Annotated in this window: 17 protein-coding genes; 5 read left to right on the top strand and 12 right to left on the bottom strand. The window is 67.6% G+C overall.

Annotated features, from left to right (window positions below):
* Positions 1 to 14 precede the first annotated feature (14 nt).
* The 4 genes from K5K93_RS02725 to K5K93_RS02710 form a co-directional block, all read right to left on the bottom strand.
* Positions 15 to 698, bottom strand: a complete 684-nt coding sequence (locus tag K5K93_RS02725; RefSeq protein WP_025879108.1) for a flagellar hook capping FlgD N-terminal domain-containing protein — start codon at positions 696 to 698, stop codon at positions 15 to 17.
* Between the two features lie 23 nt (positions 699 to 721).
* Positions 722 to 1,129 carry a flagellar basal body rod protein FlgC gene (gene flgC / locus K5K93_RS02720; protein ID WP_093818265.1) on the bottom strand — a complete coding sequence of 136 codons (408 nt, stop codon included), beginning with the start codon at positions 1,127 to 1,129 and terminating at the stop codon, positions 722 to 724.
* A 3-nt stretch (positions 1,130 to 1,132) separates the two neighbouring features.
* A complete protein-coding gene (gene flgB / locus K5K93_RS02715) occupies positions 1,133 to 1,528 on the bottom strand; it encodes a flagellar basal body rod protein FlgB (RefSeq protein WP_222389687.1) in 396 nt (131 codons plus the stop codon).
* A 160-nt stretch (positions 1,529 to 1,688) separates the two neighbouring features.
* Entirely contained in the window at positions 1,689 to 2,633 is a 945-nt protein-coding gene (locus K5K93_RS02710) for a chemotaxis protein (RefSeq protein ID WP_025879111.1), read from the bottom strand.
* A gap of 132 nt (positions 2,634 to 2,765) precedes the next feature.
* Here K5K93_RS02710 and flgA point away from each other — a divergent pair, with 132 nt between their 5' ends.
* From flgA to K5K93_RS02690, 4 genes are all read left to right on the top strand, one after another.
* Positions 2,766 to 3,422 (top strand): flagellar basal body P-ring formation chaperone FlgA, encoded by a 657-nt coding sequence (flgA, locus tag K5K93_RS02705; protein WP_222389684.1) that lies wholly within the window; start codon positions 2,766 to 2,768, stop codon positions 3,420 to 3,422.
* 75 nt (positions 3,423 to 3,497) lie between these two features.
* Entirely contained in the window at positions 3,498 to 3,803 is a 306-nt protein-coding gene (gene flgM, locus K5K93_RS02700) for a flagellar biosynthesis anti-sigma factor FlgM (protein WP_222389682.1), read from the top strand.
* Positions 3,800 to 4,138 carry a flagella protein gene (locus K5K93_RS02695; protein WP_025879114.1) on the top strand — a complete coding sequence of 113 codons (339 nt, stop codon included), beginning with the start codon at positions 3,800 to 3,802 and terminating at the stop codon, positions 4,136 to 4,138. Before flgM ends, K5K93_RS02695 begins: the two co-directional genes overlap by 4 nt.
* Before the next feature lie 92 nt (positions 4,139 to 4,230).
* Positions 4,231 to 5,448 carry an ATP-binding protein gene (locus K5K93_RS02690; RefSeq protein ID WP_222389680.1) on the top strand — a complete coding sequence of 406 codons (1,218 nt, stop codon included), beginning with the start codon at positions 4,231 to 4,233 and terminating at the stop codon, positions 5,446 to 5,448.
* 71 nt (positions 5,449 to 5,519) lie between these two features.
* Here K5K93_RS02690 and K5K93_RS02685 read toward each other — a convergent pair whose 3' ends face one another.
* Together K5K93_RS02685 and K5K93_RS02680 are read right to left on the bottom strand one after the other, a co-directional pair.
* Complete coding sequence (locus K5K93_RS02685; RefSeq protein WP_025879116.1) at positions 5,520 to 7,295, bottom strand: EAL domain-containing protein; 1,776 nt, start codon at positions 7,293 to 7,295, stop codon at positions 5,520 to 5,522.
* Positions 7,296 to 7,299: 4 nt separating this feature from the next.
* Complete coding sequence (locus K5K93_RS02680) at positions 7,300 to 9,402, bottom strand: PAS domain-containing sensor histidine kinase (protein WP_222389678.1); 2,103 nt, start codon at positions 9,400 to 9,402, stop codon at positions 7,300 to 7,302.
* A 143-nt stretch (positions 9,403 to 9,545) separates the two neighbouring features.
* On the opposite strand from K5K93_RS02680, the gene K5K93_RS02675 reads away from it, so the two are divergent.
* On the top strand, positions 9,546 to 12,305 hold the full coding sequence (locus K5K93_RS02675; RefSeq protein WP_222389676.1) for an EAL domain-containing protein: 2,760 nt from the start codon (positions 9,546 to 9,548) through the stop codon (positions 12,303 to 12,305).
* Positions 12,306 to 12,469: 164 nt separating this feature from the next.
* On the opposite strand, the gene K5K93_RS02670 is transcribed toward K5K93_RS02675, so the two are convergent.
* From K5K93_RS02670 to K5K93_RS02645, 6 genes are all read right to left on the bottom strand, one after another.
* On the bottom strand, positions 12,470 to 12,997 hold the full coding sequence (locus K5K93_RS02670) for a hypothetical protein (RefSeq protein ID WP_222389675.1): 528 nt from the start codon (positions 12,995 to 12,997) through the stop codon (positions 12,470 to 12,472).
* A 67-nt stretch (positions 12,998 to 13,064) separates the two neighbouring features.
* Positions 13,065 to 13,280, bottom strand: coding sequence for a hypothetical protein (locus K5K93_RS02665; protein ID WP_025879121.1), 216 nt, complete (start codon positions 13,278 to 13,280; stop codon positions 13,065 to 13,067).
* 98 nt (positions 13,281 to 13,378) lie between these two features.
* Positions 13,379 to 14,569, bottom strand: coding sequence for a methyl-accepting chemotaxis protein (locus tag K5K93_RS02660; RefSeq protein WP_093818271.1), 1,191 nt, complete (start codon positions 14,567 to 14,569; stop codon positions 13,379 to 13,381).
* Between the two features lie 174 nt (positions 14,570 to 14,743).
* On the bottom strand, positions 14,744 to 15,358 hold the full coding sequence (gene hflD / locus K5K93_RS02655; protein ID WP_093818272.1) for a high frequency lysogenization protein HflD: 615 nt from the start codon (positions 15,356 to 15,358) through the stop codon (positions 14,744 to 14,746).
* A complete protein-coding gene (gene mnmA, locus K5K93_RS02650) occupies positions 15,355 to 16,497 on the bottom strand; it encodes a tRNA 2-thiouridine(34) synthase MnmA (RefSeq protein WP_222389673.1) in 1,143 nt (380 codons plus the stop codon). The genes hflD and mnmA overlap by 4 nt, the downstream gene beginning before the upstream one ends.
* Positions 16,494 to 16,955, bottom strand: coding sequence for an NUDIX hydrolase (locus K5K93_RS02645; RefSeq protein WP_025879125.1), 462 nt, complete (start codon positions 16,953 to 16,955; stop codon positions 16,494 to 16,496). The genes mnmA and K5K93_RS02645 overlap by 4 nt, the downstream gene beginning before the upstream one ends.
* Between the last annotated feature and the right edge of the window lies 1 nt (position 16,956).

Genomic DNA, 16,956 nt, shown 5'->3' with positions numbered 1-16,956 from the left:
GCGGTAGGTGCGGCTCAGCTGACGCGGAGCACGTAGTCGAGAGGGGCCGTGCCCAGGCCCTTGAGGTTCAGGTAGAGGCCGTCGGAACCGACGGTCACGCTTTCCACCGGTGCCTGCACGAAGGTGGACAGCTTGGTGCTCTTGCCGGTGGTGTCGACGTGGTTGGCGACGATGTTGTACTTGCCCGGCTCCATGCGCTTGCCGTTGGCATCCTTGCCGTCCCAGGTGAACGCGGTCTCGCCGGCGGCCTTGGCTTCAACGCTGATCGAGGTGACCTTGGCGCCGTTGGCGTCGGTGACGTCCACGGTGACGATGCCGGCGGCCGGCGCGGCAACCGTGCCCTCCACCGAGCCTTCCTTCTCCAGCACCAGCTTTTCCGACGGCACCAGCACCTGGTGGCCGACCAGGGCGGCGCCACGCAGCACCTGGTCGCTGGCCATCGACTCCTGGAAGCCCTTCACCGACTTGTTCAGATCGGTGATGCCCTGCACGGTCGACATCTGCGCCATCTGCGAGACCATCTGCGTGTTGTCCATCGGCTTCAGCGGATCCTGGTGCTGCAGCTGCTCGGTCATCAGGCGCAGGAAATCGGCCTGGTCCAGCGTGTTCTTCTTCTTGGTGGCGTTGCTGTTGGGGGCGTTCAGGCCGAGTGCGGCGTAGACGTCCTGGTTGCTCTGGTTGTTGACGGCGGTGGTCATGGCGGTGTCCGGTGCAGCGGGCCTCAGCGGCCCATGGTCAGGGTGGCCAGGGCCAGTTCCTTGGCGGTGGTCAACATCTCCACGCCGGCCTGGTAATTGCGCGAGGTCGAGATCAGGTTGACCATCTGCGCCACCGGATCGACGTCGGGCTGGTAGATGTAGCCATCGCCGTCGGCCAGCGGATGGCCCGGTTCGTAGCGCTTGATCGGCGCCGCGTTGCTCTGGGTGATCTCCTTGACCTGCACCGAGGTGATGTTCGGATCGGTCTTGCTGGTGACCGCCTGGAAGATCGGTTCCAGCGGCTTGTACACCGCGTCGGCCGAGCCGGCGACGCTGTCAGCGTTGGACAGGTTGGAGGCGATGGTGCTCATGCGCACCGACTGCGCCTGCAGCGCGGAGCCGGCGATATCGAAGATCGGCAGGTTGCTCATGGCTTATTGCCCCGTGATCGCGGTGAGCATGGAACGCACCTTGCTTTCGACGAAGCTCAGCGAAGCGCGGTATTCCAGTGCAGCGCGGCCATAGGCGGCGCGTTCGGCATCGGGGTCGACGGTGTTGCCGTCGATGCTGGGCTGTACGCCCTCACGGGCCACCTGGAACGGGTTGAGGCCACTGCCGACTTCGTAGTGCTGCTCGTTGGTGGTGGTCATCAAGCCGTTGGCATCCAGCCCCTGCGCATGGCGAAGGGCCGAATCGAAGTCCAGGTCCTGGGCCTTGTAGCCGGGGGTGTCGGCATTGCCGAGGTTGCTGGCGATCAGCTTCATGCGCTGTTCGCGCAACGGCATTGCCTGGGCATGGACGCCCAGGTAGTCGGTAATCAGGTTGCGCACGGTGCACTCCCACGGGAACGTTGCCCGGGAAGCTGCAAGCGGTGTGCCAGAACCGTGGTGCGCAGCATCGCGCTCGCCGGGCATGGCCCGGCGCTACCGTGGGTCGGAGCAGGTGTCTGGTAGCGCCGGGCCATGCCCGGCGCAGACGCGTGCGGCGGCCTTACGCCGCCATCGCCACCTTGCGCAGGCGGTCCAGCACGAAGTCGGCCAGCTCGTGCGGCGAATACTTGGCGACGAAGGCGTTGGCACCCACGCGCTCGACCATCGCATTGTTGAATACGCCCGACAGCGAGGTATGCAGCAGCACGTACAGCCCGGACAGGCCGGCATGGCGCCGGATTTCCGTCGTCAGCGTGTAGCCGTCCATGGCCGGCATCTCGATGTCCGAAATCACCATGGCGTAGCGTTCGGCCGGGTTTTCACCCGAGGCATGGATCTGCAGCAGGTGGTCCAGCGCCTGTTTGCCGTCCGAGAGCAGGGTCGCGCCCACCCCCAGCTGGTCCAGCACGCTGCGGATCTGCTGGCGCGCCACCCGCGAATCATCCACCACCAGCACCTGCAGCTGCGGAGCGTCGGCGGGCATCGCCATGGCCGGGTCGAGCACGGCCTCACCGCGCACCTGGGCGATGTCGGCCAGCACGCTTTCCACGTCGATCACCTGGATCAGCTCGCCCTGGAAGCGGGTCACCGCGGTCAGGTAGCTCGATTCAGCGCCCAGTTCCGGCGGCGGGTGGATGTCTTCCACCGCGATGTTGACGATGCGCTCCACGCCGCTGACCAGGAAGCCCTGGATCGAGCGGTTGAACTCGGTCACCACCAGGTAACCGGGTGCGGTGTCCGCATCGGGCTCGCGCTCGGGGTGGCCGATGGCCAGGCCCAGGTCCAGCACCGGCACCGAACGGCCGCGCACGTCGGCCACGCCGGCGAACTGGCCGGGCAGGCCGGGTACCTGGAACAGTTCCGGGCGGCGCAGCACTTCCTGCACCTTGAAGACATTGACGCCAAAAAGCTGACGTCCGCCGAGGCGGAACAGCAGCAGCGCCAGGCGATTGTGGCCGGCCAGTCGGGTTCGCTGGTCGATCCGGTTGAGCAGGTCATGGGACATGGCTGCTGTATCGGCGCGGGCAGGGTGGAACTTGAGGGCGAGTGCAGGGCCGGGGCCGGGACGCTGTCTGCCCTGTGCCTGTGGCACGCAGCTTGCACGCGTCTGGGCCAGGTCTTACCGACAGGAGGCGCCATGCGCCGCATTGCTTCTTTCCTTGCCATTGCCATGGCCGTGGCCGCGCCGTGGGCAACCGCAGCCGAATGGCAGCCGGTGGCCAGCATCCGTGCTGCCGCGTTGTCGACCCTGGCCGCCGGCACTGAAGGTGAGGCGGTCGTCGCCGATGCGCTGCGCCTTCCAACATGCGGCGGCACGTTGCAGGTGCAGCCCACGGCCAACACCACCGTGGAAGTGAGTTGTCCCGACGCCGGTGGCTGGCGCCTGTTCGTGCCGGTGAAGGTGCGCCGCAACCAGACCGTGCTGGTGCTGACCCGTGGCATCGGCACTGGAGAATCCATCGCCGCTGCCGATATCAGTACTGCCCAGCGTGACGCGGCACGGATTGCCGGCGCAGTGCTGGCCGATCCTGCCGCAGCGATCGGCCGCATCGCCCGTCGGCCGTTGCCGGCGGGAACACTGTTGTCGAGCAACGATCTGGTTGCACAGCGTCTCATCAAACGAGGAGACAGTGTGGCACTGGTATCGCGGCGTGGTTCGGTCGAGGTCCGCATCGCCGGCCGCGCACTGGGCGATGCCGGGCAGAACGAGCGCGTCTCGGTGGAAAACCTGTCCTCGCGCCGTATCGTGCAGGGCACGGTGGACGCGGCCGGTGACGTAATCGTGGCGCGTTGAAATAATGCAGAATTCCCCTAAAGATCACGGCCCTGCGGCCGTTATCCCTTGTGTACGGCAACTCCAGGACACCCCATGAGCCAGAAAATCGACGGCAACCTGCAGGTCCCCCAGGCACTGCGCAGCGTGACCACCCCGGCCGCCAAGCCCGGCGTCAGCAGCGATTCGGCGGCACGTCCAGTCGAGGCGGCCGACAGCCTGCGCCTGACCGGCGAAGCCACCAACCTGCAGGCCATCGAGCGTGAGCTGAGCACCGCCCCGGCGATCGACGCCCAGCGTGTTGCAGCGGTGCGCGAATCGCTGCAGAACGGCACCTACAAGATCAATCCGGACGCGATCGCTTCGCGCATGCTTGAACTGGACCAGCAGCTGCAAGGATGACCGCGGCGATGAGCGAGCCGCTGCAGCGCCTTGCCCAGGCCCTGGACGTTGAACGCCAGGCCCTGGTCGAGCACGACGTGCACGCCCTGATCCGTGCCACCGGCGCGAAGCTGGAAGCGCTGCGTGCGCTGGAAGGCGCGCCACCGGTGGGCGAGGGCGAGCAGCTGCAGGAACTGGCCGAGCGCAACCGCGCCAACGGGGTGCTGCTGTCGCGGCGCCGGCGCGAGGTCAACTGGGCGCTGCGCCAGATGGGCCGCACCGAGGAGTCCTCGGCATACGATGCCAAGGGCCAGTCGCATACCGTCACCGCACGGCGGCCACTCGCCGTCGCCTGACAGGACCGGCGGTCGGCTGACCGCCCGATGGCGGCTGTAGGCCGCCGCATGAACGCGTATATTGGGCGCCTGTTTGATCGCCCCGAGCCGCCGTGTCTGCCGCCAACGTTCTGGTTACCGCCCCCCTTCCGCCGCAACCGGTGCTGCAGGCCCTGCTTGAGCGCCTGCGCGAAGGCCTGCTGCTGTTCACCGAAGATGGGCAGGTCGCCCTGGCCAACCCGGCCGCGCAGAGCCTGCTGGGCAGCGAAGAAGGCACCTTGCCGCCGCCGCAGCGCCTGCGCCGGCTGCTGCCGCCGGATGCGCTGGAACATGCGCGCCAGCACGGTCACTGGAACGGCAGCCTGCCGCTGGGCGAGGGCGTGGTCATCGCCCATCTGTACTTCCATGGCGAACCCGGTTCGGGGCACTACCTGGCCTTGTTCCGCCATATCGAAGGCCAGGAAGACTACGAACGCGAACTGCAGCAGCGCCATGCCGAACTGCGCCAGGCCTACCTGCGCCTGAACGGCACCCAGGAAAAGCTGCTGCAGTCGGAGAAGATGGCGTCCATCGGCCAGCTTGCCGCCGGCGTGGCGCACGAGATCAACAACCCGATCGGCTACGTGCATTCCAACCTGGGCAGCCTGCAGGAATACCTGCGCAGCCTGTTCACGGTGATCGAAGCCTACGAGCGCGCCCTGCGTGCGCCCGACCCGAAGGCGTTGATTCCGGAAATCGACGATATACGTGACCGCCTGGACATCGATTTCATCAGCCGCGATCTGCCGCAGCTGATGGCCGAGTCACGCGAAGGCATCGAGCGCGTCACCCGCATCGTGCGCGACCTGAAGGACTTCTCCTATTCCGGCCGCGACGAGTCGTGGAAGCTGGTCGACCTGCATTCCGGCCTTGAATCGACCATCAACATCATCTGGAACGAGCTCAAGTACAAGGTGCATCTGGTGCGCGAGTTCGGCCAGCTGCCGCTGGTGGAATGCCTGCCCTCGGAGTTGAACCAGGTCTACATGAACCTGCTGCTCAACGCCGGCCACGCCATCGCCGAGCGCGGCACGATCACCGTGCGTACCGGCGTGGACGGCGACACGGTGTGGGTCGAGTTCGAAGACACCGGCGGCGGCATTTCGCCGGAACTGCGCCAGCGCATCTTCGATCCGTTCTTCACCACCAAACCGGTGGGCAGTGGTACCGGCCTGGGCCTGTCGATCTCCTACAGCATCATCAACAAGCACCACGGCCGCATCGATCTGGACAGCACCCCAGGCGTCGGCTCGCGCTTCCGCCTGGTGCTGCCGATCAAGCAGCCGCGCTGATCGTGGTCGCCGGGCATGGCCCGGCGATACCCCCGTGACCGGTAGCGCCGGGCCATGCCCGGCGGATGCGGTTACCGCAGCGGCGAACGATCCTCACCGCCGTCGGCCGGCTCGACAGCCGCCAGGCCACCGTTGCTGCGCCGCTGTTCCTCGTAGGTGCGGAAGGCCTGGTGGATGTGCTTGCGCAGCTCGTCGTCGTTCCACGGCTTGGTCAGGAACCGGTAGATCGCACCGCGGTTGATCGCATCAGTCACTGTGTTGAGGTCGGTGTAGCCGGACAGCACCAGCCGGATCGTGTCCGGGTACAGCATCTTCACCCGGCCCAGGAACTCGGTGCCGCTCATGTCGCTCATGCGCTGGTCGGACAGGATCACCTGCACATCGTTGATGGCCAGCAGATCGAACGCATCGCGCACGTTGCCTGCCGCCAGGATGCGGTACCCATCGCGGCGGAACAGGCGCACCAGCGAGCGCAGCACGTTCTCCTCGTCATCCAGCAGCAGCAGGGTGCGGTCCGGGCGGGTTTCGGCGAACGCTTCGGGACGCAGGTAGCGCCGGCGCAGGGTCATGCCCGCGGCATCGGCGGACATCGGTTCGCCGAACAGGTAGCCCTGGAACACGTCGCAGTCGTTGCGGCGCAGGAAGCCCAGCTGTGCCTGCGATTCCACGCCGTTGGCGATGACCGTCATGCCCAGCTGGTGGCCCATCGCAATGATCGCGCGCGCGATCGCCGCTTCACGGTTGCCGGCCGGGGCGCTCTTGATGAAGCTGCGGTCGATCTTCAGCTTGTCCACCGGGTAGCGCACCAGCGCACTCAGGCTCGAATCGCCGGTGCCGAAGTTGTCCAGGCTCAGGCTGATGCCTTCGTTGCGCAGGTTGGCCAGCGTTTCGTGGACGAAGTTGACGTTGTTGGTCAGCGCGCTTTCGTTGATTTCCAGCGTCAGCATCTGCGCCGGCACGCCGGACGCCTGGATCACACCCATCACTTCGGCGAAGAAGTTCGGGCGCAGCAGCTGCAGGGTGGATACATTCACCGCGATGGTGAAGTCATCAAAGCCCTGGTCGCGCCACAGCCGGGCCTGCTTCAATGCGCCTTCCAGCACCCACGTACCAATCTGCACGATGATGCCCAGGCGCTCGGCGGTGCGCATGAAACGCTCCGGCACCAGCATGCCCAGGGTCGGCGACTGCCAGCGCAGCAGCGCCTCCATGCCCACCACATGGCCATCGCGGGCACTGACCAGCGGCTGGTAACGCAGCTTCAGTTCGCCGTTGGGAATGGCATCGACGATCTGCCGCGCGATGATGCTCTCGCTGTGCGCGCTCGGCGGCGTGTCCACCGCGTGGATGCGCACCGCATTACCGCCTTCGCGGGCGGCCTGGTACAGCGCGTCCTCGGCATGGTCGAGCAGGCGCGACGCATTGCTGGCGTGCTCCGGGCACAGGCTCACGCCCAGCTTGCCGGTCATGAACAGCGTATAGGGCAGTACCGACAGCGGCAGTTCCATCTGCTGGCGGATCTCTTCGGCGAAATCCTCAGCCAGGGGCAGATCGGCGGTGCGCGGCACGGCAATCAGGAACTCATCGCTGCCATGCCGCCACAGCATGCCGCGTCCGCGCAAGTAGGACTGCAGGCGCTGGGCCACCAGCACCAGGGCCTGGTCACCAACCTCCGCGCTCATGTTCTCGTTGACCGAGGCGAAGTGGTCGATGTCCACATGCATCAGCATCAGCGGGGTACCACCGGAGGCGGCTTCGGCGACCATCGCCTGCAGCTCGGGGTTGCCGGCGCCGAGGCGATCAGGTGCATCGTCGATGCTGACCGGGGGCAGGTTGGGGTTCCACATGGGCTCAGTATTCCGCTGACTCGACGGCCGCCGTAACAGCGGCCTGGTAAGGAAGGTGGACATCGACGAGGGTACCGGCGCCATGCGCCGACTCGATCCGCACGTGGCCACCCACGCTCTGCGCGCGCTCGCGCATCACGATCAGGCCCAGGCCGCGCGGGCCATCCGGGTCGAACCCTTCGCCATCGTCACGGATCATCAGGTGCAGCCCGCGCTGGTCGACATCGCGCAGCTGCAGCACCACCTGGCTGGCGCGCGCGTGGCGCAGTGCATTGGTCAGGCTTTCCTGGGCGATGCGGAAACAGGCCTGCTCGATGCTGTTGTCCGGGCGCGTGGGCAGCGATTCGATCTCGGCCTGCAGCTCGACGGTGGACGAGCGGAACAGTACGCGTGCCTGCCAGCTCAATGCCGCCTCCAGGCCCAGCGCATCCAGCTGCGGCGGCCGCAGCAGGGTGGAGATGTCGCGCAGCTTGGCAACGGTGGTATCGGCCAGGCTGACGATCTGCGCCAGGTCCTCGCCGCGCCGCTGCGCATCGTCCTCGTCCTGCGCCGCATAGGCCGACAGCTTGATCGCGGTGATCGCCTGGCCGATGTCATCGTGCAGGTCGCGCGAGATCGCCCGGCGCTCGTCCTCCTGCAGCGAGAACAGGCGGCCAGCCATCGCCTGCAGTTCGCGGTTGCTGGTCTCCAGCGCGCTTCGGGTCTGTTCGGATTCACTCAGGTCACGCACGATCAGCAGCTTGCAGTCGCGCCCGCCGTAGCGCACGTCGCCTACTGCAATGCCAGCCTGGAAGCTGCGGCCATCGGCGCGCTGCATGGCCACCACACTGCTGTGGCCCGGGCTGTGCTGCGGCTGCCCGGCGCGCATCTGCGCGCGCATCCGGGCCAGGTCGCCGCCTGCCACCAGGGCCGACAGCGGCTCGCCCAGCAGCGTGTGGCTGCCGTAGCCGAACAGGCCGGCCGCCCACGCATTGGCATACAGCACATGTTCGTCGGACAGGATCACCACGCCATCGGGCAGCACCCGCACCAGCTCGCGGAACTGCTCTTCGCGTTCGCGCAGCAGGCGCCGCGACTGCTCACGCTCGGTCACGTCCTGCAACGTGCCCAGTATCCGGTCACGTCCGGCTTCATCCACGCCGCTGGCGGCGCGCAGGTGCACCATCAGCGCACGGCCATCCATTGCCAGCACCGGCAGCAGCACGTCCACCTGCACCTGCTCACCCGAGCACAGCTCGGCCAGCAGCTGGTCGGTCTGTGCGGCCGTGGCCGGGTCGGCTGCCACCAGCAGCTCGTCGAAACGGTGCCAGCGTCGCGCCTCGGGCGGGCGACGGCCCAGCAGGCGATAGACCTGGTTGGAGTAACGACCGTGGCCGGTGGACGGGTCCAGCTCCCACGCGCCGATCCGGGCCAGCTCGTGGGCTTCTTCCACGCGGGCCAATGCCTGGTCGCGCCGCAGCTGGGCCAGGTCTTCGGCGGTGCGGTCGATGGCGATCAGCAGGCGCGCAGTGTGGCCGTCGTAGTCGATCGCGTTCGAACGCAGTTCCATCTGCCGCAGGCTGCCATCACGCAGCTGCAACTGCGCGCGCAGGATGCACAGCTGCTCGGGCGCGCCGCGGATCTCCTCCAGCTTGGTCTGCAACGCCTGGTCCTGGCCGGGTGGCCAGAGCACGTCGATGGTCTGCGCCAGAAGCGCCTCGCGGTCCCAGCCGAAGGTGCTGCAGGCGGCCGGATTGGCATCGAGGATGGCCAGGCTGTCCAGGTCATACACCAGGATCGGGCCCGGGTTGCCCTCGAACATCTGCCGCAGGCGCAGTTCGGAGGCCTGCAGGCGGGCATGGGTGTGCAGCACGTGTTCGGCCAGCGGCCGCAGCAGCAGGTACAGCAGGCCGGCGCTGGCCAAGGCGAAGAACGCGCCCTTCATGCTCTGCCAGAGCGCCGCCTGCTGCGGGTCGGGCACCAGCGCGGTCACCGCGCCGTCGGTGGCGATCATCCAGGCCAGCGCCATCGCCAGGTAGCTCAGCACGATGCGCCGACGGTCGCGCCCCAGCGCCTGCGCCATCCGCGGGTCGGGAACAGGGGCGGTGCCGGTCGGTTCTACGGGCATGGACAGGGCAGGGAGGCGGGCAGGGAGAAGGGGTGCGGGCCATCTTACCGCGCAGCTGTGCCCTGGCCACTCAATTATCCGCCGCAGGCGCCGTTAACCACTGCGTGCCCCGCTGTCGGGCGTTTCATCCGGAGCAAGATCGCGTGGACCAAGGGATCATCGCCAGCCTGCTGCAGCATCCGCTCGCCTCGGCGCTGGTCATCGTCGACCGCAGCGGGCGCCCGCTCGCGGCCAATCCGGCTGCGCGCGAGCATGGCCTGCCGGCCACGGTGGCCGCCTACGCGCCGATGCTGGAAGACCTGCGCCTGCTGGCTGCCGACGGTGGCATCGTCGCCTGCACGCTGCCGGGCGGCCCGCGCGGCCACTACGATGGCCACCTGCGCGCCGTGCATGACGGCAGCGGCAACCTGCTCGCCTTCACCCTCAGCGTGCCCGAGCCGGTGCCGGTTGATGGTGGCGGTCGCTGGGAACTTGCACTGGACAGCGCCGGCCACAGCCTGTGGGACTGGGACATCCCCAGCGACCGGGTGGCGCGCACGCCCGCGCTGGGTGAGGAAACGGCCACGCAGATACTGGCGCGCGTGCACGCCGACGACATCACCCAGGTGCGCGCCGCGCTGGATGAACACCTGCACGGCGACAGCGAGCAGTACAGCGCCCAGTTCCGCTTCCGCCAGGCCGATGGCCAGTGGCGATGGGTGCTGGACCGCGGCCGGGTGGTGGCCCGTACCGCCGACGGCCAACCGCTGCGCATGGTCGGCACCCATACCGACATCGAGCAGCAGAAGCAGCTGGAAGCCCTGCTGCAGGAGCAACAACTGCATCTGCGCGAAGCCCAGCGCATCGCCAGCATGGGCAGCTGGTCGTTCGATCCGCACAGCCGCCAGTTCTGGTGGTCGCCGGAACTACGCTCGCTGCTGGCGCTGCGGCAGGACAGCATCCCGGGGCAGCGACGCTGGCTCAAGCAGCTGCACCCGCGCTCGCGTGGTGCACTGCGTGCGGCCTGGCGCCGCCTGTGGCGCGATGGCCGGGCCGCCAACCTCGAACTGGAACTGACCCGCGGCAACGAACCCTCGCAGCATCTGCGGTTGTGGATGCAACCGCTGCTGGACATGGACGGGCAGCCCAAGCGCCTGCTGGGGCAGGTGCAGAACATCACCGAACAGCATCAGACCGATGCCCTCATCCGCTGGCGTACCGAGCTGCTCAACCGCGTGTCCGCGCTGGGTCGCATCGGTGGTTGCGAGATCGAAGTGGCGACGCGCAACATGCAATGGACCGAGGAGTGTTATCGCATCCACGGCCTGCGCAAGGAACCGATCACCCTCGACCAGGCGCTCGCGTTGTATGCCGAGGATTCGCGTGCGGCGTTTGAAGCGGCGCTGGGGCGCATCGCCGGTGGCGGCCTGCCGGAGCAGCTGGATCTGTGCTTCTACCGCCAGTCCGGGTTGCGCGTATGGGTGCAGGTGCTGATCGAACTGGACCGTCGTGATGGCCTGCCGCCGCGCTTTGTGGTCCTGTTCCGTGACATCACCCGCGAGCGCGAAGCGAACGAGCGGATTGAACTGCTTGCCCACTACGACCTGCTGACCGGACTGCCCAACCGGGTGCTGCTGGGCGAGCAGACCTCCGAAGCCATCGAGGAGGCGCGCGATCGCGGCACCTCGCTGGCGATGCTGTTCATCGACCTGGACGGCTTCAAGAACATCAACGACAGCTTCGGCCACGCCACCGGCGATGCGCTGCTGAAGGCCGCCGCAACCCGGCTGCACCAGAACCTGCGCAACAACGACCTGTTCGGCCGCTTCAGCGGCGACGAGTTCATCGTGGTGCTGCGCGACCTGGCCGAACCGGAGGATGCCGGGCACGTGGCGCGCAAGCTGATCAATTCGCTGGCCGAGCCGCTGCGCCGTGGCGACACCACCTTGAAAGTGGGCGCCAGCGTGGGCATCGCCATGCTCGGCGAGAGCCAGACCGACTTCGATTCGCTGCTGCGCGCTGCCGACGCGGCGATGTACGCAGCCAAGGAAGCCGGTCGCAATACCTATCAGTACTACAGCCAGGACGCGCTGGCGCGGATCCAGCGCCGGCTGGAGATCGAGCACGGCCTGCACGGCGCCATCGAGCGCGACGAGTTCAGCCTGGCCTATCAGCCACTGCTGCACGCCCATCACGGCGAGCCCCCCGCAATCGAGGCGTTGCTGCGCTGGCATCGCCCGGGCATCGGCTACTGCAGCCCGGCAGAATTCATTCCGATCGCCGAAAAGTGCGGCGAAATCGTCCGCATCGGCGACTGGGTATTGTCCGAAGCGTGTCGCCAGGCAGCCGCGTGGGATCGTGCCGGCCTGCATTTCGAGCGCATCGCCGTAAACGTGTCGGCGGTGCAGTTGCGTGATCGTGGCTTTGCCGAGCGCGTGATCGAGATCTGCCACGCGCACGGCTGGCCGCCGCAGCGGCTGGAGCTGGAGCTGACCGAATCGGCGTTGATCCGTGACACCGACATCCTGCGCCACTGCTTCGATGTGCTGGAACGGCACGGCGTGCCGCTGGCAGTGGACGACTTCGGTACCGGCTTCTCCAACCTCAATTACCTCAACCGTTTCCCGGTCGGCCGCCTGAAGATCGACCGCAGCTTCGTGCAGGGCATGCTGCATGACTCGGGCACCGCCGAGGTGACCCAGGCCATCGTCCATCTTGGCCACGCACTGGGCATGAAGGTGGTGGCCGAGGGCGTGGAAACACACCAGGAAGAGGACATGCTGCGCCGCCAGGGCTGCGACGAGATCCAGGGCTACCTGTACTCGCGCCCGCTCACGCCGCGCGACCTGGCGCAGTGGCTGCGCCAGCAGCACCTCGCCCCAGGCCGGACCGATGCGGCCAGTGAGATGGTGCTGGCGCGCTGACGCACTCATCCACGCATGGCGTGGATCTACTTCTGGGCCAGCCTTGGTGGGTGCCGACCTTGGGCCAGCCTTGGTGGGTGCCGACCTTGGGCCAGCCTTGGTGGGTGCCGACCGTTGGTCGGCACTGATGCCTGCATCCGCGATCATCCACGCATGGCGTGGATCTACTGCGGCGCGGTAACCAGCCGCTGCGGGAATTCGGATCGCAGTCGTGCGCGTACCGCTTCGACCGCCTCTGCATAGCGTCGGCGCTGGATGAAGTAGCCCATGTAGAACAGCGGCAGGGCCACCAGCATCGGCCACGCAGCGGGCCGGACGAGGATGACCGGCACCAGCATCAGTGTGAGGCCCAGCGCGAACCAGCTGCACAGTCCGAGCACCCGCACCTCCCTGCGCCGTGCGTCGATCATCACCCGCCCGCGCATCAGCGGAAAGTAGCGACCGCCAACGCTCGGTGCGAAGCTCTCGCGAAAGGCGACACTGCCGTCCGGCAGCGCGCGGAATACCAGGCGAAGCCAGGTATCAGCCGGCAGGTCATGCTCCAGCCCGGCCAGTGAAAGCTGCGCCAGCTCTGCCGGCGTAGCGGCGATGCGCCGGTTGAACAGCGCGATGCCTGTGCGGAAGAAGAACGGCGCCCAGAGGACCAGCAGCAGGACTTCGATCAGCAGCAAAGCGATCAGGGCGATGGCCATCGGTCTTCCATGAAAGGGACCGGCGCATCATGCCACGTGGGCAGATGCATCCACGCATGGCGTGGAGCTACTTCAACGCACTGCCATCCAACCCCAGGTCCCACGCCAGACCCAGCACGTCATCGCCGGCTGCCGGTGGGGCAGGGCGCGCGTCGGCCAGCTTCTGCAGCTCCTGGATTTCTTCGCGGGCCACCTCTTCCAGCTGGCGCAGCTGCTCACGTACGCCCGCATTGCGCGGACGCTCGTTCTCGTTGATCGGGGGCAGGGCGCGGATCAGGGTCATGGTGCGCTTGCAGGATGCATCCAAAGGCGGGTCACACGCAAAGGCCCCGGCAGAACCGGGGCCTCGCACGCTGCCGGAAGGGGCAGCGGACGTCAGGATCAGAACAGCTCGACCGTACCGGCGCCCATGCTCTGCTGGGCAACCGGCTTGTGCGGCGGGCGCTCCCATTCGCTGCGCAGTTCGCGCAGGCGGTTGCCGGTGCGCTGCAGGGCAGAGGCGATTTCTTCGTCGAACACGCCGCCATTGCGATGCAGCAGTTCCTGCAGGGCCACCGCTTCGCGGTTGATCGCGGTCAAGCGGTCCAGGTGGGTATGCACGCCACCCAGGGCCTGGGTGGCGATGTCCTCGAACTGCAGGGCACGCACGGCTTCGGCCACGCTGCCATCGATCGAGCGCGCGCAGTCGGACACTTCGCGCATGCCGTCACCCAGCGAAGCGTTGATCTGCGCCACGTTGTCCAGCATCGCCGCCGCTTCCTGGCGCGCTTCGCGGGAGCGGTCCATGTCACGCGAGGCCATGTGCGAAACCGTCTCGCGGACCTTGGCGATGGCGTCCTTGGAGCTGTGCGCCAGCTTGCGGATCTGTTCGTTGAAGGTGGTCGAACGCTCGGACAGGTTGCGGACCTCGTCGGCAACCACGGCGAAACCACGACCGGCTTCACCGGCACGCGCAGCTTCGATGGCAGCGTTCAGCGCCAGCAGGTTGGTCTGGTCGGCAATCGACTTGACGTCTTCCAGCAGCGCGAAGATGCCATCCAGGTGCTGCGCCATCTGGTCGATGTGCTGCACGGTGGTGCTGCTCTGGCCGCTGACCTGCTCCAGCGCTTCCACCAGCTGTTCCATGCGGTGGCTGGCGTGCTGGGCGAAACGGGCAACGTCGAGGCCGGCGCCGCCTTCGTCACCGGCGCGGTCGACGATGCGTGACAGGGCCTGGCTCTGCTGGCGCGACTTGCGGTTCATGGCATCGAAGCTGCCGCCGAGGCTGGAGACGGCCTGGCGGATCAGGTCGCGGGCGCGTTCCACTTCGCCACGCGAACCGTCGATCTCGTTGCCGACGAAGTTGCGCAGTTCGGTCAGCAGCTGGTCCTGCTCACGCAGGACACGGGCATGTTCCGGGGAACGGTGCGCCTGGGCGCGGGCGGTCCACCACGCAAAGCCGAGCCAGCTCAGCGTCATCGTGGTCAGGATCGCCCAGCGCAGGGCGGCCGGCCATTCGAAACCGATGGCGAAGGGGAGCAGCAGGGTCAGGGCCAGGGGGGCGGCCAGACGGATGAAAATGCGTGAGTACATGGACGTTCTCGGGAGGTGCACGGAGGATGTATCGGCCGTACCCCCTTTCTCTTTAACGTCGATGTGCTCTCTGAATGCGCCGGATTTCCGGCGCCGTCCGCCGGGCATGGCCCGGCGCTGCCCTCGCGGCGCTCGATCGGTAGCGCCGGGCCATGCCCGGCGGGCTCCCCGCCCTCAGGCCAGCTGCCGGTCCACGGCCTCGACCATCGCCTTGCGGCTGAGCAGGAAGTCCCAGTAGCTGCCACCCAGCTGCCGCCACAGTACGGCGGCGCGCACGGCGGCCAGCAGCAGTGCACGGATCTCGGCCACCACGCCGGCCTGGCCCAGGTAATGCGGGTTGCCCTGCACCATGACCCGCGGCTTGAGGTGGCTGATGGTGTCTGCATACAGGCCGCCCAGCGCGGCCAGAACATCCGGGTGGCCGCTGTCACCCAGCTCGGTGGCCTGGCGCTGGGCGCGCTCGATGCCCGAGGCGACCTTGTTCACGGTGGCGCCGTCCTGCACGAACCGGCGCTCCAGCTGCAGTACCGACAGGGCCAGCTTGGGCAGGATCGGGTCCTGGCCCTGGCTGCGGAAATAATTGTGCAGCAGGCGCAGGCCGGATTTCAGGGCGTGCCGATCGCCAAAGACCGCCTGCGGCGAGGCCGCATCGATGCGGAACACGCTGTCCACGGCGGTGCGCACGGCAGCGGCGTCGGAGTGGCCGGTATCGGCGATACGGCGTACCTGCTGCAGGGCCTGGGCAATGCCGGCCAAAGCCAGAACGCGGTCGTCGACAGTGAAACTCATGCAGCGATTACCTCAAAAGGAGAAGGGGTGGTGCGCAGGCGCTGTTCCAGCGGCGCGTCGGTGGCGGCGATCACCGCGCCACCCAGGCAGACCTCACCGTCATACAGCACCAGCGATTGCCCGGGGGTGACTGCACGCTGCGGCCGGGCGAAGGTGACCTGCACGCTGCCGTCGTCCAGCACGTCCACCGTGCACGGCTCATCGGGCTGGCGGTAGCGGGTCTGCGCGGTGCATTCAAAACGCCGTGCCGGCGGTGCGCCGGCAATCCAGTGCGCGGTCTCCGAGCGCAGCCGGCTGGACAGCATCCACGGGCTGTCACGGTCCTGGTCCACGTACAGCACGTTGCTGGCCACGTCCTTGCCGACCACATACCAGGGTGCTGCTGGGCGGCCGCGCACGCCGCCGATGTTCAGGCCTTCGCGCTGGCCCAGGGTGAAATAGAAAACGCCGGGATGTTCGGCGATCACGCTGCCATCGCCAGGATCGAGGATCTGCCCGGCCTTGGCCGGCAGGTAGCGTCCAAGGAACTCACGGAAATCGCGCTCGCCGATGAAGCAGATGCCGGTGGAATCCTTCTTGGCGTGGGTTGGCAGGCTGACGTCGCGGGCGATCCGGCGCAGGTCGCTCTTTTCCAGGTCACCAATCGGGAACAGGGTCGCCGCCAGCTGCTCCTGCCCCAGCTGGTGCAGGAAGTAGCTCTGGTCCTTGGAGCGGTCGGCGCCACGCAGCAGCAGCCACTGATGGCCGCGCTGGGCAATGCGCGCGTAATGGCCGGTGGCGATCCGCTCGGCCCCCAGTTCGCGGGCCGCATCAAGGAAGTGCTTGAACTTCACTTCGCGGTTGCACAGCACATCCGGGTTCGGCGTGCGGCCGGCGGCGTACTCGGCCAGGAAGTGCTCGAACACCCCCTGCCAGTATTCGTTGGAGAAGTCGCGGAAATGGAACGGAATGCCCAGCAGTCCGCAGACCGCCACCGCGTCGCGGCGGTCGTCCTCGGCGCGGCAGTCACCGCTGCCGTCGTCGGCCCAGTTCTGCATGAACAGGCCGGCCACGGCCTCGCCCTGCTGCACCAGGCGCCAGGCAGCCACGGAAGAATCCACGCCGCCAGACACGCCAACCATCACCCGTGGGCTGCTCATGCGACCTCCCGGACCAGTGCAAGCGGGTAGCGCTGGCCGGCCAGGTAGTCGGCCAGCACCTGCCAGACCAGCGGGCTGCGCTGGCGTCCGGCGGCGGCCTGCAGTTCGGCCGGGGTCATCCACAGCGCCCGATCGATGCCGGCATCCAGCGGCCGCGCCGGGTCGTGCGAGACCGGGCGCGCGGCATAACAGAAGCGCAGGAACGGGGTGCCGTCCCCAGCGGTCCACTGGTAGCAGCCGATGAAGGCGGTCAGTTCCACCGTCCAGCCGGTTTCCTCGACGGTCTCGCGCAGGGCGGCCTCGGCCAGGCTTTCACCCGGCTCCAGATGCCCGGCCGGCTGGTTCAGCACCTGCCGGCCCTCGATGGTTTCTTCCACCAGCAGCACCCTGCCGCCGTCGACCACCACGGTGGCGACGGTTGCATGCGGTGCCCAGCGCGGGTCCGGCGAGGTGTTCAAC

The organism is Stenotrophomonas sp. DR822 (assembly GCF_019793815.1).
GTDB classification, from domain to species: domain Bacteria; phylum Pseudomonadota; class Gammaproteobacteria; order Xanthomonadales; family Xanthomonadaceae; genus Stenotrophomonas; species Stenotrophomonas indicatrix.
This window is presented reverse-complemented; position numbering and strand designations above follow the sequence as displayed.